Raw genomic sequence first — 14,682 nt, forward strand, 5'->3', positions numbered from 1 at the left:
TGGAACAGTCTTAACCAAACAACCACAAAGTGAAATCGAAATCATGTGAAACCGGCTGAGTGATCTTTCAATTCTCGTCAGTAAATCAGCGCACGGCGTCAAACATCTCGTTTCTTCGCCCAACTTCGGGTATTAGTTTACATTTCTGGGGCGAATTAATCACTCTTAACGAAACGCAAAGATTGAAGCCGAGTCAGATTGCATAATATCGTCTGGTTACACATGGGAAACTGCGTTTTAGCGGAGTTGCTGCATGTATGTCGCCCTTCTGCATTAGAACGACGTCAATTCTGAATGACGACGACGATGAAACAATGGAATCTTCACGCGGGAGCAAAAACTTGAAGAAAGAACTATTCTCTACAGCGCTAATAGGGATTCTATTGGCAACTTTGGCTATGGCCGAAGATACAGATAAGAAAACCTACCTATTTGTTGAATCCGCAAACAAAGCTGAACTCGCAGATGGAAAACTTGTTCTGTACGGTGTCGATGATGAAGTGTCGGTGTTTTCTGACCGACCCTACCGGAGCGCAGGCGTCATAACACGCGACCACTTCTTTGATGTCTGGAGCACTGGCCAAAACAGTTTTGACGCAAACCCACCAAACGCCGCGTTGTCAGGTGAGGTTGATGGCAAATCCCAAGTGGTAATCATCGAAATCTCGTCACCTGAGGTCACTGTCGACAAAGTTTCATACAGCTACAATTTAATCCAGGGAGATGAGATTCCATCACTGGATAATGTGGTAATGTTCATCGACAGTTGGTCTTGGCGCGAACCTTACACCGGTCCAGATGGTAGTTTGCCATAAAGAAGAGCCAGTCGAAGATTGTTTGAAATTCCGCCACCCAAACATAATTTGCGCTGCGTGTAACCTGGACGAACCCGCGGGACACTTTTCGGGTTATTGTAGATTGTCTCTAAGAGCTTCGTAAGGTGTCTGGCCGTTGTGCGCGACATGTGGCCCTGCGAAGTTGTAAAACCGCTCCCATTCATCGAGTTTGGCATCGAGATCTACGTCGCCTTTATAATTGAGAAGCTGATAGAATTCTTGTTGATCGGACCGGTGAGATCGCTCCACTTTCCCGTTGAGTTGTGGCGTTCCATGTTTGATGTAGGCGTGTCGAATGCCCTTATCTTCGACATGCCAATGAAATTTGGCTTGGAATTCGTGACTTGCTCTGAAAGAAGACATTCGTGCATGCGCAGCGAAGTGTCGCTTTGTCCCGCAGTCCAGACCTCGGGCCACGCAACTATCTCTCGGGCGCAGCGAATGGCCGGTTCGGTTAAGCTGCATTGCAGCGTGTTCACAGTCGATGAATGTCTCTTATGGGCCGAGCCTTTTTGCATCAGGCATCGGTCATATGCTGGACCAGTGAGGTCAGCTGTCTGTCGCCATGGCCATCGTCCCAAGCCGTCTTGGTTCGGTCATGCATCAACCGGATGAAATCAGCGGGAGCATTAAGTGAGAGATAGGTCTTCAACGCATCCTCTTGCGCCATCGCGTAAACCTTCAGAGAGGCTTCTGCATTGTCGTAATCCTCGGTCGGAACGGTTCTGGCAAAGAGATCATGGTAGTCCTTGACCAATTTGATCGTGGCAGGAAGTTGGTCGGCATAAACTTGCATCGGGATGCCCGCTTTCTGACAAACAAGTGCACCGTATATCATTCCGAACATAAACCCCTGCCGAACCGTGAAGAGGCCGGCGAAGAGCGCGGCAAGCGCCGCTGGCTTCTCTCCAACATGGGCGGACTTTCCACCCAAGTTTCCGATGACGCTGCCATAACGGTCCCAGGTTCCGGCACTGCCGACCGTCAGGATTGTGGTTTCGTCACCGCCAATGCCAGAAGGGTAGGCATTGATCATGCCAAGCATGTAGCCAGCCCCCTGTTTCTCCAGGATGGCGACCAGTCTATCGGCATCCAAGGTATCGCCGGTGCTCATGTCGCAGATAGTCTTACCCTCTAGCGAAACACTCAGCCCGTTGACTAGTTCAACTGTTTCCGTGTGGCTCTTGATACAAATGATGACAAAATCAGACGCCGCGATGGCATCATTCGGTGAGGAGCAGATGGTGGCGCCAACCTCATCGAAAACCTCTGCCTTTTCCGGCGTGCGGTTCCAAACGCTGACATCGTGACCTGACTTGAGCAGGCAATGCGCCAGCGCTGACCCCATGTTGCCCAGTCCCAATACAGCAAGTTTCATGATCTTAGCCTCCTGTGTCCGCCAATGAGTTCCAGCACCAGCATGCGCCGGCATGGGGAGATGACATAGTTGTAAATTTTTCTATATTGTTAGATGGTCTAACTTATGGATTGGCGCACGCTTCCCTCGTTGACATCTCTCAGAGCTTTCGCCGCCGCCGCCGAGTTTCAAAATCTGACCCGGGCGGCAGAGGCACTGAACGTGACCCATTCCGCAGTCAGCCAGCAAATCCGCGGGCTAGAACAACAACTCGGCACCCGGCTTATCACTCGTACCCGGCACGGTATTTCTCTGACATCGCAAGGCGAATTCCTGTCGGCTGGTTTGCTTGAAGCCTTCGCTGAAATGGCCTCTGTGACCGAGAGGGTGACAAGTGCAGAGTCGGTTCGACCGTTGGTGGTCAGCGCGACTCCGATGTTTTCAAGCGCGTTCCTCATGCCGCGGCTGTCGACGTTCATTGACGAATTCCCCAATATCGAATTGAGGATCGATTCAACGATCCAGGCTGTCGATCTCAAGCCGGGCGGAATTGATATGGCCGTCCGTTACGGAACAGGTCGCTGGCCAGGGCTTGTCTCGCAGATGCTGCTACCTGGTTGTCTGACGGTCGTCGCGTCCCGCGAACTGATCGGAAACAGGGTGCTCAGAAACCCTGTAGAATTGCTTGATTTCACACTTCTTCAGGAACAGGCGTCGGTCGAGTTTGATCTGTGGCTGGAAAAGGCTGGCATCCCGCCCGAAGCGGAACGGAAAGTGATCCGCATGCCGGGCAACATGCTGTTGGATGGCATCCGCCGAGGTGACGGTATCGGGGCGACAGTACCGGCCTTTGTCTCTGACGAGTTGAAGTCAGGACAACTCGTGGCGCTGTTTGATGATCCAATACCACGGATCGGCTATTACCTTGTCACGCTGTCTGGTCCGGTTCGGCCAGTGGCAAAACTGTTCATACAGTGGCTTTCAAAATCAATTACCGAATATGAGAAAAGCCTGTTCCGATGGCCGCCCGCTCACCTGTTGTAGACGATAAAGAGCACCGGTTAGAGTCAAATAGGGTCTGGCTTACAAGGTAACGACCCGACAATGCTGCGCTACGACTGAAGGTCCGCTCTGTGGATGCCGCACCGCCGCGTTAATGGCAGGGGCGAAGGTCCGGTGTGGGCCGCTCTTTCAAAAAGCGACCCTTACTGCGCGCTGCGATCATATTTCCGCGTCCTTTAGGTTGAACCGATCTGCATTTGCTTTGCCGGTTCCGGTTCCGGTGGCAATGGGATCAGAGGCTCCACTCAAACCCAACAGCTTTTTCGGACATCTCCCAGAGACGCGACATGACAGCCTTGTCATAGGCATGAGCGTTCAGTGTGCCCTTGCCGACTGGGCCGATCGCTTCCATGCGGCCCGTCGGACCGTAGAGGGCGCGTTGCTCGGTCAGGGACTCTTCGGCCGCGCACATGACCTCAGGGTATGAGCCTTGCTCCGCAGTCTGGACCATTGGCGTCTTGGTCATCAGCCACCAGATGAAACGCATTGTGCGGCTGCCGCTGGTGTTGATCAAAGACGTCGCTGATGAGCCGGGATGGCAGACGAAAACCTCTACATCTTTGCGCTCGGCAGCGGCCAGCCGGTCTTGCAATTCGTATGCAAACATCATCTGCGCGAGCTTGCTCTGCGAGTAGGCGGTATTTGCGCCGTAGCCCTCATCCCAGTTCATGTCATCGAACTTGATTGTCTTGAGACCCATATTATAGCCGAGGCTGGCGACGACCACGATCCGGCCGTTGCTTTCGGCGATGCGACCAAAGAGCAGACCATTGAGCAGAAAATGTCCGTAGTGGTTGGTGCCAAGCTGGCTTTCGAACCCGTCGACAGTCAGCTTGCGCGTCGGCACCTGCGCGATGGCTGCGTTGTTGATCAGCGCGTCGATCCGAGGCACCGTCTTCAGAATTTCTTCAGCGGCCTCGCGCACGCTGTCCAAAACGGACAGGTCCATGCGGACGAAGCTCACATCGGTTTTCGCCCCGAATTCCTGCTTCAACTCCGCGATTGCCGCTTCGGACTTCTCAGCCGAGCGGTTCAACATTACGACCTTGGCGTTCTTCTTCAGCAAGATGCGCGCGGCCTGAAAGCCTGCGCCAGCGTTAGCGCCAGTGGTGATGTAGGTCTTGCCTGACTGGTCGCCGAGGCGCTCGGGTGTCCAACCTTTGGGTCCAAATGTCGTATCTGCCATTCTCGATCTCCTGCCAGTTCAAACTGGCGGTAAAAGGTATTTCCGTTTGAAAGCACAGATAGAACCTGACTGGATGCAAAAACAGTTATAATTCTCTCGATTACTTGCCCAATCGTCTCAACACCATTGAAAAGACGAAAGTCATCTGCCAGCAAGAGTGCATGAGCAAAGAACAGATCAAATCCCTGATCGCGCGGAGTCTGCAAGTGGCAGGTCTTGTCGATACTGCGCTGACGGGCGTCCAACTTTTCCGGGTGACCGAGGCGGTGCACTGTGTCCCTGCCGTCTATAAGCCCTCGGTCGTGGCAATTCTCAGCGGCGCCAAGGAAGCTGTGCTGGACGGACAGCACCACGTTTACGGAAGCGACAAATACCTGTTGTGCCCAATGACTTTGCCAGTCGAAGCAGGCGCACCAAAGGCTTCTGAAAGGGACCCGCTACTGGGGGTCATGATCACATTAGATCGACGCATGATGCGAGAGCTTACGATGGAGATCGAGACCGCCACTGGAGGACGTAGACAGCCGCAAGGGAATGCGCCTTCGGCTTTGGAACTGGCGTCCTGGGATGTCGGTTTCACGCAGGCACTGTTGCGGCTTCTCGAGTTGCTCGACAATCCGGTTGACCTGGAGGTGCTCGAACATGGGCGACTGCGCGAGTTGTATTACGCGGTTCTCATAGGAGAAGCCGGGGCGGCGGCAAGACGGGCCTATGGCGTCGGCAACGAAATCGCGCGAACAATCGACTACCTTTCAACCCACTTGAACGAACAGGTCACCATCGACGACATGGCCGACCACGTCGGTATGAGCCGCGCGGTCTTCCATCGGCGCTTCAAGGAAGCCACGACGATGTCTCCGATCCAGTTTATGAAATCGATGCGGCTGAACAACGCTGCGATGAAGATTGCGGAAGGAAAGACCGTGTCGGAGGCGGCATGGGATGTGGGGTATCAAAGCTCCTCTCAATTCAGCCGCGAATTTAAGCGGATGTACGGCCAGTCGCCCCGGCAATGGAGCAACGCGGCGCAGGTGCCTCAACGATTGAACTGAGGGCCACCTTTCACTGCAGGCTTACAGCGAATGTCCGGAAAGCGGGCTGCGACTGCAGCAATCCAGTCCATAGTTGAGTGACCGGTTTGGGCCGTCAGTGCTTGCGGCTGCGTGCCGGTAAAATTGCACAATACCAATTTATTCACGTCAGAGTTGTGCGACAATTTGCACTTGGCACCGTGCGGAAGGAGTGCGGTGTCCATTGCTGTTAATGCCTCCGAGCGGCGACGCCCTAGGTGGCACCTGATTGACATTTTGGGTATTTTGGCGCAAAATAAAAGCATATTTAAACAGCATTAACACTATTCCAAATTTGCAAATCACACTTGGTCGAGATTGGTGTAAAGCGTCCTATTTGGCGCAATTCCCAAGAGAAATTGACAGAAGTTCATTTTTAAAACGGAGGCTTACTTTAGCTATGTCCAGTCTTATTCAATCTGTTTTCGGTCGTGTCACCCAACAGGAAAATGGTCAGCCCGTACACGGTATATTGGTCAAGATTCAGGCGGTATTTGGGGATGGCTGGCGCAAGCGAGACGGCTGTAAGATCGATCTTGGATGCGTCCTGACGGCCGCCGATGGCCGATTTGTGCTCATAGTGGATTCGTCGAAAATACCCGAAGACTGTCGATGTGCAGGTCCGATGGAATTGCGGATAAAGCTGCGCGACCGCGATGGCGTGCGCATCCATAAAGCCCGGCTCAAGATTGAGGATTGTTCCTGCACCGACGATATTAAAATCGACGTCGCCATCCCAACAAAGAAGCTGGCGTGTCACCTGAGGCGCCCGTTAAGCTGGGCTGCACCGGATAAGCCGTTTTTGCCAGAAAGCGTTCTCGATGACATTGAGGAAGCGCTTGAGCTTGCGGATGCTGATCGGTTGCTGCGCAAGCGCACTCACTTCTTTGAGTGCATCCGCCCGACGCTTGCGATTTTTGACAACTCGCTTAGTGATGCTTGGAGTGTTCTGAACGGAGACGTCGCTGCCAAGGGGCGCTATGTGGATGTACTCAATGCTCTTTGTGCCACGTCGCCAACAGGCTGTGGCTGTGGCAGCGCATCCGGGGATGATGCAGGCGGTATCTTGCAGGACATTTTTTCCGACGACTGTAATGATGACAGCTGTAAGCCCATCAAATCCAAAACCAACCCGGTGTGCTGTTCCGACTATGTCTGCCCGACCGGTAAGTCCCTGATCGCTGACAAAGACATGAGCTTGATGGTCTTTGCGGCCATGCATGTATCCTGTGGTCACAGACCAACAATGATCAAATACGTCGGCGCGCTGCTTGAACAACGTTGCCGGTTCCAGGCGTTGACCGCGCTTCATGAAGCAGCTGTCAACCTGATCTGCAAGAAGCCGCACGCAGGGCGTCATTTTAAGGATCTGCTCGAATATGTGATGTGCATCTGCACCGGTCAAACCCCTTGTGGACAAGTGCCTTGCTGTCAAATTTGTGTCCGCCAGCCCATCCTGGATTGCATCACGGATGCATATAGAAACTGGTGCAGTATCGAATGCTACACCGTGACCAAGATCAACCCAGAGCGTGCCTGCCCCGGTGACACGGTTGCGATCTGCGGGTGCGGGTTTGGCGATATTGCGGGGCAAGTGCAGTTCACCCAGCATGGCACGATGAACCCCGGTCCGATCGCTGTGCCGACCTCGTGGTCAGACGAACGCATCTGCGTGATCGTCCCGTCCAGTGCAGGATGTGGTTTGGCGATCATTCCTCCGACCCAAACGATCAGCGTCTGCGATCGTTTCCTGGACTATCGAAAAAGCGGCACGATATTGGCTGAGTTCGAAGGCACAAGCGCTGACATTCTCAAGTTTATCGTCAAAGGGCATCAGAACGACGACTGCCTGTTACCCGGCGAGGTTCTGAAAATCCGCTGGAAGGTCTGCGCCGCTGACTCAGTGACTGTGCGCATCGTCAATACAGACACCGGCTCTGCCATTGCGCAGATTTCACCGGCCCCCGATCTGGGACGCTGGGACTTCGATCAGACTGACTTCGACCAAACGACCCGAGTGCGGGTCGAAATCGTCGTGACCGGTAAATGTAAACCTCCTACAGTAAGTCAGGGCTTAGACCTCGTTTTCCAGAACCCGCCGGATCTATCCATCGACGGGGTCGAGGTAACGCAGGCGATTCAGTATTTCCGAGCCAACCAGCATCTGACTGATCCAGCTGACCGCGGCCCGGACAACTCCCTTCAACTTGTTGCCAATAAATCGGCCTGGGTGCGGACATATCTGCGCAGTGGGCAGGATCCGAATTTCGATAATGGGCAGCTCGGCAATGTCAGTGGCACACTTCAAGTGGAACGCCGGGTTGGTGGGATCTGGTCCACGGTGGCCAATATCGTTCCGACCAATGCCCCGGTGACAGCGCAGGACAGTTTCTCGAGCTATGACGCAGAGAGACGCGACATTGATGCGACGCTGAACTTCATTATCCCTGCCAACGTGATGACCGGGCTCTTGCGCCTTTCTATCACTGTCTCGTCGCCAGACGATTGCTATGGAGGCAGCGGCACGGCCCAACAGCTTGTTGATGTCGATCTTGAGCAAGAGTTGCGCGTTGCAGCCGTCACAATTGGCTATAACGGTCCACCGATGGGCGGCGGCGCCAATATTACCTTGCCTGCCCCCAACGCAGCGCAAGTTGCCGCTGATACCAGCTTTGCCCTTCGGGTTTTCCCGGTAGGCAGTACGCCCAATGTGCGGATCATCGACAGTCAGACAACAACACAAGGTCTGACAAACAACAATTTCCCAGCGGGGGGGTGCGATCCCAACTGGACGCCGATCCTGAATTTCGTGGCTAACGCGCGCACGAATGACGGTAATCAGGGCGATTGGCTTTACTATGGACTGGTCAATGCGGCGATCCCGCGCTCGCATGGCAACACAGGATGCGCCAGCGGCGGCAACGGCGCTGGCTTGTCCGGTAGCCCGGTCACGTTAGCGCATGAGTTGGGCCATCAGGCGGGTTTACCACATGCCCCATGTGGCACGGTCGGCACGCCAAACGCGAGCTACCCGCTTTACGAGCCTTACGATACCGGCATGACAACGACCGATAGCAATGGCAACACTGTCTATTCGGATGCGAGCATCGGCGAATACGGGCTCGACACAAATGACGGGACAATACACCGGCCGGCCAACAGTGAGGATCTGATGGGTTATTGCGGCCCCCGGTGGGTCTCGATCTTTACGCATAACTATATGCTGAACCGCGCCGAATTTGACCCGGTGGCGCTGGCAACGGGCGTGTCTGGCAGCAATTCGGTGGGGGCAGGCGCCATGGAAGTCGATCGGCAAGACCAGATGCGTCCTTTCGTGACGATCGTGGGTGAGGTCGGCAAAGACATGCAGGTCTCGGTCGCAAGCCTCGTACGGGTTCCAACCCGGCCCTTGCGGATGTCTGGCGCGCGTACCGATCTAGTTTTGCAGTTGATCGGGGACAAGGACGAGGTGATCTCATCTGCGCCGGTGTTCACAATGGATAATCACGACGCCAATGGCGATGGCTGCGGTTGCGGCGGAGGCGATAAAAAGGATCCGCCTAAACCGCCGTATAGTTTCATTGCGGCAATGGGCGATGTCGGCTCTGGAATTGCAATCCGCATCTGCCAGGGGGACGCAGTCATATGGGAGCGCAAGCGACCGACACGGCCGGTTAAATTGGCTTCGGCTGAAGCCAGCATTGGCAAGTCTGGTCTAAAGGTTTCCTGGAAAACGACCGGGGCCAAGCGTAGTTACGATCCCGATATTTGGCTGCAATGGTCTTCTGATGGTGAACGCTGGAACGGGCTCAGGGTTGGTGCGAGAGGTAACAGCGTAGAGATCGACCCCAACACCATTCCGGTCGACAAGGTTTGGATTAGGGTCCTTGCTCATGACGGTTACTTCACCGCAACGGCAGACACCAAGCAAGTTAAACTGCCACCAGCGCCACCCGAACTCGCCATTATTCACCCCTCTGAGGGGCAAGTGGTGCGCCCGGACCGACCGCTGCATCTCTGGGGTACATTCACTGGCCGCACCGAAGCAAAATCCGTTGAATGGTATCTGGACGGCAAGAAGGTCGCCAAAGATCTGGATGCTTGGATCGATATACCCAAGCCAGGTGAGCATGTGGCGGAGCTGCGCGTCAAAGGCGCAAACCCGGTAACTGTCAAGTTTTCTACAGGTGAGCGCTAGATGGTTGGCTTCGATGTGCTGAAAGGGAACTCAATCCAATGCTAGCATCCAGGGCTAACGCCTGAGATCTGGCAAGTGTTAGCCCACAACGCACCCTTCAGGTAGCAGCCGCCGTCTAGAGATCAGATTAGATGTCGTTCACCATTCCCTGGTGCGGTGTGTTTGCGCGACGGGCGAAAAACCAATGCTTTGCCCATTCGGCACAAAAGGCCACGTTTATCCAGAAGCGCCCTTATATACTTGGATTAGTAGTTGGCGGTACTGGTTCTCAATAGACTTAATTATTCTGTCACTGGAGAAAACAACATTTATGACCAGCCCAAAATTGACAGGAGCATCCGGTGACGATCTCATTCAAGGGCTCGCATTTCCCAAAAGATGTGATCTTGCACGCGGTGTATTTCTATCTGCGCTACTCAGTGTCGTATCGGGATCTGGAAGAAATCCTGGCTGAGCGCAGAGTTATGGTTGATCACGCGACGCTGAACCGTTGGATCGTCAAATAGGCGCCATTGGTTGCCGACAAGGCACGTCGCCAGAAGCGAAACTGCGTCCGCCTCTGCAACGCTCGATGGGATTGAAGTTGCGCAAATGAACAGAAAGGGTCAGTTCGGAGTCGGAATCTGCCCGTTCAAGCAGTTTGCGAACCAAACCGCTTGAACTTAGTAAATTCCAACCAGCCCTCACACTTCAGAGAATTTTGCGACAAAGCCGCTAAGATCATACCGAACTTGCGAATTCGGAACAACGGTGGCTCTTCCCGCAATATGCGGTCGGAAGGGCAGAGTAGATGAGCGGCAGATTCCTTTCGCGAGCTGTTAGTTCGTAGACCTGCCGATTTTGTGGCTGCGGCGAATGTCTCCTTTGATGAGCTGCAGCGCAGTGGTGGGACAAATCTGCCAATGGCAGGTTCGGGCCGCCCGTTCATTTGCACACAGCGTCTGGAAAAATCGCAAAGGTTAGCTACAGTAGTCAATGTTCAAGCGTCCGCTTCAACACAATGCTTTGCTGCTACCTAACAGTTGCGTGAGATTTCGGGATAGGTCTAAGAAAGTTATGCCCTCCTAGCAATCTCAATTCAATACTGAAGAATATGAGTAATTTGGCGGAGATTTAAGTGCGACTTAGCGTGGGCATCGCTGTGTCAATTCTGGTGGCTGTGTCTATCGGAGTGTCGACCTTTATTGTCCATTCCCTATGGTGGACGACTGCGCGCGACAATAGCCGCATGCTTGCAGCTGAAATCAACGGCCAGATCGCGAACACTGTCCGCATCGAGGTGGGGGTGACGCTTAGGTCGGCCGAAGCCGCCTGGGCAGCCGTTCGCACGATCTTTGTCCAGAACGTCATCGCGACGCGACAGGCCGACAAGCGCGAGTTTGTTTTTCTGTCGCAACTGCAGGCGCAGCCGAATATCTCATGGATGTTCTTTGGCTGGCCCGATGGCAATTTTTTCGCGTCGCACCGTTTAGGTGACGGCGGGCTTGAGATGATTGAAATCGACAAGGGGATCCGCGACCGAATGCTGCGGAAGGATCGCTATATCTTTATCCCCGGTGACATTCAGTTCGAGGAGCGGACCTTTACTGAAACATCCTATGATCCGCGCGAACATGCCTGGTTTGAAAACTTCATGGGTCTCAGCTCTGCGGGGTGGATCGAAACGCGCGACCTTCCGGATAGTAAAAAAACCGTTTACGCCTTTGCTGGTCCGATAGACGTCAACCGAACGCGGCAAGGTGTTCTGGCTGTTGCAATCGAAACGGATCGTTTGTCACGTTTTCTCGCCACGCTTGCCCCCGGCGAATTCGGCGCGGCATTTATTCTGAACGCTGACGGCAAAGTTATTGCAGTACCTGATGCAGAAGCGGATGAGATTACCCCGGCGCGCATGGGCGAAGGGAAGCTTTATGAAGTTGCCATGATCTCAGGCGAAAGGTTGTTGGCAGATCCCAAAGCGAATGCCCAAGGCACGTTGACGAAACGTGTCGTCATCGACGGCGTGCCTTATGCGGTGGCGCTGACGCCACTGGGGTTTTACGGCTGGCGCGTTGCCACGGTCATACCCGAAGCGGCGTTTCTGTCGAGCATCGATGAAGCGCTAATAAACTTGATATACGTTTTGATCGGTGTGGTGATCGTCGCAACCGGGTTGGCGATTTGGCTGATCCGAAGCATTGTCGCAAATCCGTTGGCACGCATCGCCGAAGATCTTGGCAAAATCGAACGCTTTGACGTCGAACGCATTGAGCGCAGACCCTCCAGACTGTCTGAGCTTGCCAATCTTTCTGCGGCAACCGCGAGCATGGCCGCTGGTTTGTCCGCTTTCCGAAAATACGTGCCCACCGATCTCGTGCGTATGCTGGTTGCTGAGGGCATCAAGATACAGCCGGGCGGAGAAATGAAACAGATCTCTGTGTTGTTTTGCGATGTAGCGGGTTTCACAGGGCTGTCCGAAAAACTTGGTCCAAATATTGTCCAGCTGATGGAGCCCTTCTTCAGCGCAGCTTCAGCGGCCATTACTCAAAACGGTGGGACGATCGACAAGTTCATAGGCGATGCCGTGATGGCGTTTTGGGGGGCGCCGCGTAAAGATGCTGATCACGCTGAAAATGCTTGCCGCGCAGCGCTGGATCTTGTCGCTGCGGTGGGCGCGTCCGGAATTGAAGATGAGGCCGGCAACCCCCTACGCGTCAGGATCGGGGTGAACAGCGGCGAGGCTCTGGTCGGAAATATCGGATCAGAGCAGCGGTTGAACTACACCGCGATTGGTGATGTCGTGAACGTTGCCAGTCGGTTGGAAGGGGCCAACAAAGACTATGGAACGCTGATCCTGGTCGGGCCGGAAACGAGGCGACAGGCCGCTGACGCAATCGTGGTCCGTGAGTTGGACACGCTTACCGTGTTTGGACGTGTTGAAGAGCTGGTGGTCTACGAACTGATCGCGATGGCGGATGGGCGTGTTGGATCATTTGCCTGGATAGAGGCTTATGAACAAGGCCTTACACATTATCGGACAGGGCGGTTTGAAGAGGCCGTTGCCGCATTCGCGGCCGCAGACCAGGCGCGAAACGGAGACCCCGCCTCAGTCGCCATGATGGCCCGCGCCCAAGGCCTGTTAGACAGGCCGCCAAAGGAAGGCTGGCGTGCGGTTACAAGCACCAACAAGAACCAGTAGGTAACATCCGTTTAGGTTATGGGGCTTCGGGAAAGTCCGACAAGTTTCGCGTTGTGTGAGCTCAGCGCGCCGAGGATTTCGCTATCGCAGCGAATGTCCGGAAAGTGGGTTGCGACCGCAGCATCACCACGCGGAAGCCAATATCCGGTTTGGGCCGTCCGCATGATCAGTTATTGGTGGGGCAGGGGCCCTTTTTGCAACGGCACTGGAGTCTGTTGTGAGCCGTCCTTTACCAATTTCCTGTGATGCAGCGAATGTCGACTTCAATGGAAAAACGGCTTGAATAGAAACAAAGTAGCCAGGGTTCTGTCCAACGTTTGTGCCACGTGAGGACTCGTTGATCGACTTTGAACTTGCGTTGGTCGAACTTAGGGGCTCATACGATAATGTTTTAGTACCTGCGGATAATTTGACGGAAAACTCCAGACTGCATCGCCCGTCGCGCGAACAAGGCCACGCGCCTGAGGGGGCCGGTCTGTAAGCAGAGTAAGGAACAAGTCACTGCTGGCCCACGGTGAAGACCGGAAATACCAATGACCATTTCCTGCACTGGCCTCTCCAGCCCTGGTCACATCGATGATGTGCAGGGAACCGATCTCTGACAGTTGATTCTGGAAGATCGATGCGTTTATTGCTTCGTCAGAAACCTGACCCAGACGGTCCCGTCCGAAAACGAACCGCGACATGGCGAGCGCTGAATCGGTCTGCGACTGATAAAGTGTCACATCTGAAACCGCATCAAGCAGGCCGTCTTCAATTGCCTGTAAAAAGTAGCTGCGATCAAGGTCGCTACTGATCAGAATCAAATGCCCCAGCCGCGGTTTAGGGCTCGACCGAAGTGCAATCTGGTAAGCTGTTTCAAATGCGAGTCTCGAACCTGCGCTGTATCCTATGAGATGAATGCGGCGCGCGCTTGTGTGCTTTGACAGGTATTCGATAAGGGATCGAAGGTTGCGACGCGTAGACAACGCGGATTCTTGATCTCGAAAATACGCGAACCGATGGGGTGTTGCAGGCCAATTGTAGCTGATGAATGCACCTTGATAGCCCAGAAAATGCTGTAACTCTTTGGAGACAAGCGTCGAGTAATCAAAATCGACGTTGTAGCCATGGATGTAGATGAAGATGTCTTTGTTGCGAGAGGATGCAAGTTGATCCTCAATCATCTTGGCAAAACGACGATCGACCGCCTCCATATCTTGTTGTGACGGAGGGTCTTCAAGATAACGCGTGACACTAAATGGCATGACGCCAATCTCTTGGACGTGAGAGACGCTGAGAAAATAGTCCTTTGCTCGCTGGCTTGTCATGGTGATGCGACGAAGATCTTCCCATGACTCCAATGGCGGGTCGATCTGCACATCGGCAACACCGGTGCGCAAAAGGTGACCGCGTTCATTGTTATAGAAGGCTTGTGGGTCGTCTGGAACTGCGGGCATCCGATCTGTCGCATAGAACAGCTGCGAGCGCTGATGGAAATTGTCGGCAGTGATATCAACGAAAGGGTCAAAGGCGGCCTCGGCGTAGACCGTTGGCGAGGGCATCAGTTCAACTTCGTCATAGACATTTGCCCCGCAAGCGGCGAGCACACAGCAAGGGCATGCGATTGCCACGTGCAGAGCCTGAGCAATCAGTCGCCTGCGTGTTCCTTTCGCCAGCTGCCTGCGCCAGAGTGTTCGACCTCGGCCCTTATTGTCGGTCGCACGCCTGTCGGCATCACCGCTTACATCCCGGCGCAACTCAGGGATCCCCGATCTGTTTGTGTTTGGTGTCGCCATCTTTCGCATTATGCCGG

General features: G+C 54.2%; 9 protein-coding genes and 1 pseudogene. 6 read left to right on the forward strand and 4 right to left on the reverse strand.

Annotated elements, in window-relative coordinates:
- The first annotated feature begins 341 nt into the window (after positions 1–341).
- A complete protein-coding gene (locus AC2FIP_RS09530) occupies positions 342–815 on the forward strand; it encodes a hypothetical protein (RefSeq protein ID WP_496697431.1) in 474 nt (157 codons plus the stop codon).
- Between the two features lie 93 nt (positions 816–908).
- Here AC2FIP_RS09530 and AC2FIP_RS09535 read toward each other — a convergent pair.
- Positions 909–1,178, reverse strand: a pseudogene (locus AC2FIP_RS09535) (integrase core domain-containing protein); the annotation flags it as partial.
- A 175-nt stretch (positions 1,179–1,353) separates the two neighbouring features.
- Positions 1,354–2,268, reverse strand: a complete 915-nt coding sequence (locus tag AC2FIP_RS09540) for an NAD(P)-dependent oxidoreductase (RefSeq protein ID WP_496786144.1) — start codon at positions 2,266–2,268, stop codon at positions 1,354–1,356.
- A gap of 51 nt (positions 2,269–2,319) precedes the next feature.
- On the opposite strand from AC2FIP_RS09540, the gene AC2FIP_RS09545 reads away from it, so the two are divergent.
- The gene (locus AC2FIP_RS09545; RefSeq protein WP_496786145.1) at positions 2,320–3,237 is read left to right on the forward strand and encodes a LysR substrate-binding domain-containing protein; all 918 of its coding nucleotides are present in this window, start codon (positions 2,320–2,322) and stop codon (positions 3,235–3,237) included.
- Positions 3,238–3,487: 250 nt separating this feature from the next.
- Here AC2FIP_RS09545 and AC2FIP_RS09550 read toward each other — a convergent pair whose 3' ends face one another.
- Positions 3,488–4,441, reverse strand: coding sequence for an SDR family oxidoreductase (locus AC2FIP_RS09550; protein ID WP_496786146.1), 954 nt, complete (start codon positions 4,439–4,441; stop codon positions 3,488–3,490).
- Positions 4,442–4,602: 161 nt separating this feature from the next.
- Here AC2FIP_RS09550 and AC2FIP_RS09555 point away from each other — a divergent pair, with 161 nt between their 5' ends.
- From AC2FIP_RS09555 to AC2FIP_RS09570, 4 genes are all read left to right on the forward strand, one after another.
- The gene (locus AC2FIP_RS09555) at positions 4,603–5,493 is read left to right on the forward strand and encodes an AraC family transcriptional regulator (RefSeq protein ID WP_496786148.1); all 891 of its coding nucleotides are present in this window, start codon (positions 4,603–4,605) and stop codon (positions 5,491–5,493) included.
- 418 nt (positions 5,494–5,911) lie between these two features.
- Entirely contained in the window at positions 5,912–9,709 is a 3,798-nt protein-coding gene (locus AC2FIP_RS09560; RefSeq protein ID WP_496786149.1) for a hypothetical protein, read from the forward strand.
- A 341-nt stretch (positions 9,710–10,050) separates the two neighbouring features.
- Complete coding sequence (locus AC2FIP_RS09565) at positions 10,051–10,215, forward strand: hypothetical protein (protein WP_496786455.1); 165 nt, start codon at positions 10,051–10,053, stop codon at positions 10,213–10,215.
- Positions 10,216–10,826: 611 nt separating this feature from the next.
- Positions 10,827–12,887 (forward strand): adenylate/guanylate cyclase domain-containing protein, encoded by a 2,061-nt coding sequence (locus AC2FIP_RS09570; protein ID WP_496786150.1) that lies wholly within the window; start codon positions 10,827–10,829, stop codon positions 12,885–12,887.
- 368 nt (positions 12,888–13,255) lie between these two features.
- Here the strand turns inward: AC2FIP_RS09570 and AC2FIP_RS09575 are convergent, their stop codons facing one another.
- Positions 13,256–14,665, reverse strand: coding sequence for an alpha/beta hydrolase (locus tag AC2FIP_RS09575; RefSeq protein ID WP_496786152.1), 1,410 nt, complete (start codon positions 14,663–14,665; stop codon positions 13,256–13,258).
- Between the last annotated feature and the right edge of the window lie 17 nt (positions 14,666–14,682).

This window comes from Ruegeria sp. CDSB114, assembly GCF_059611025.1.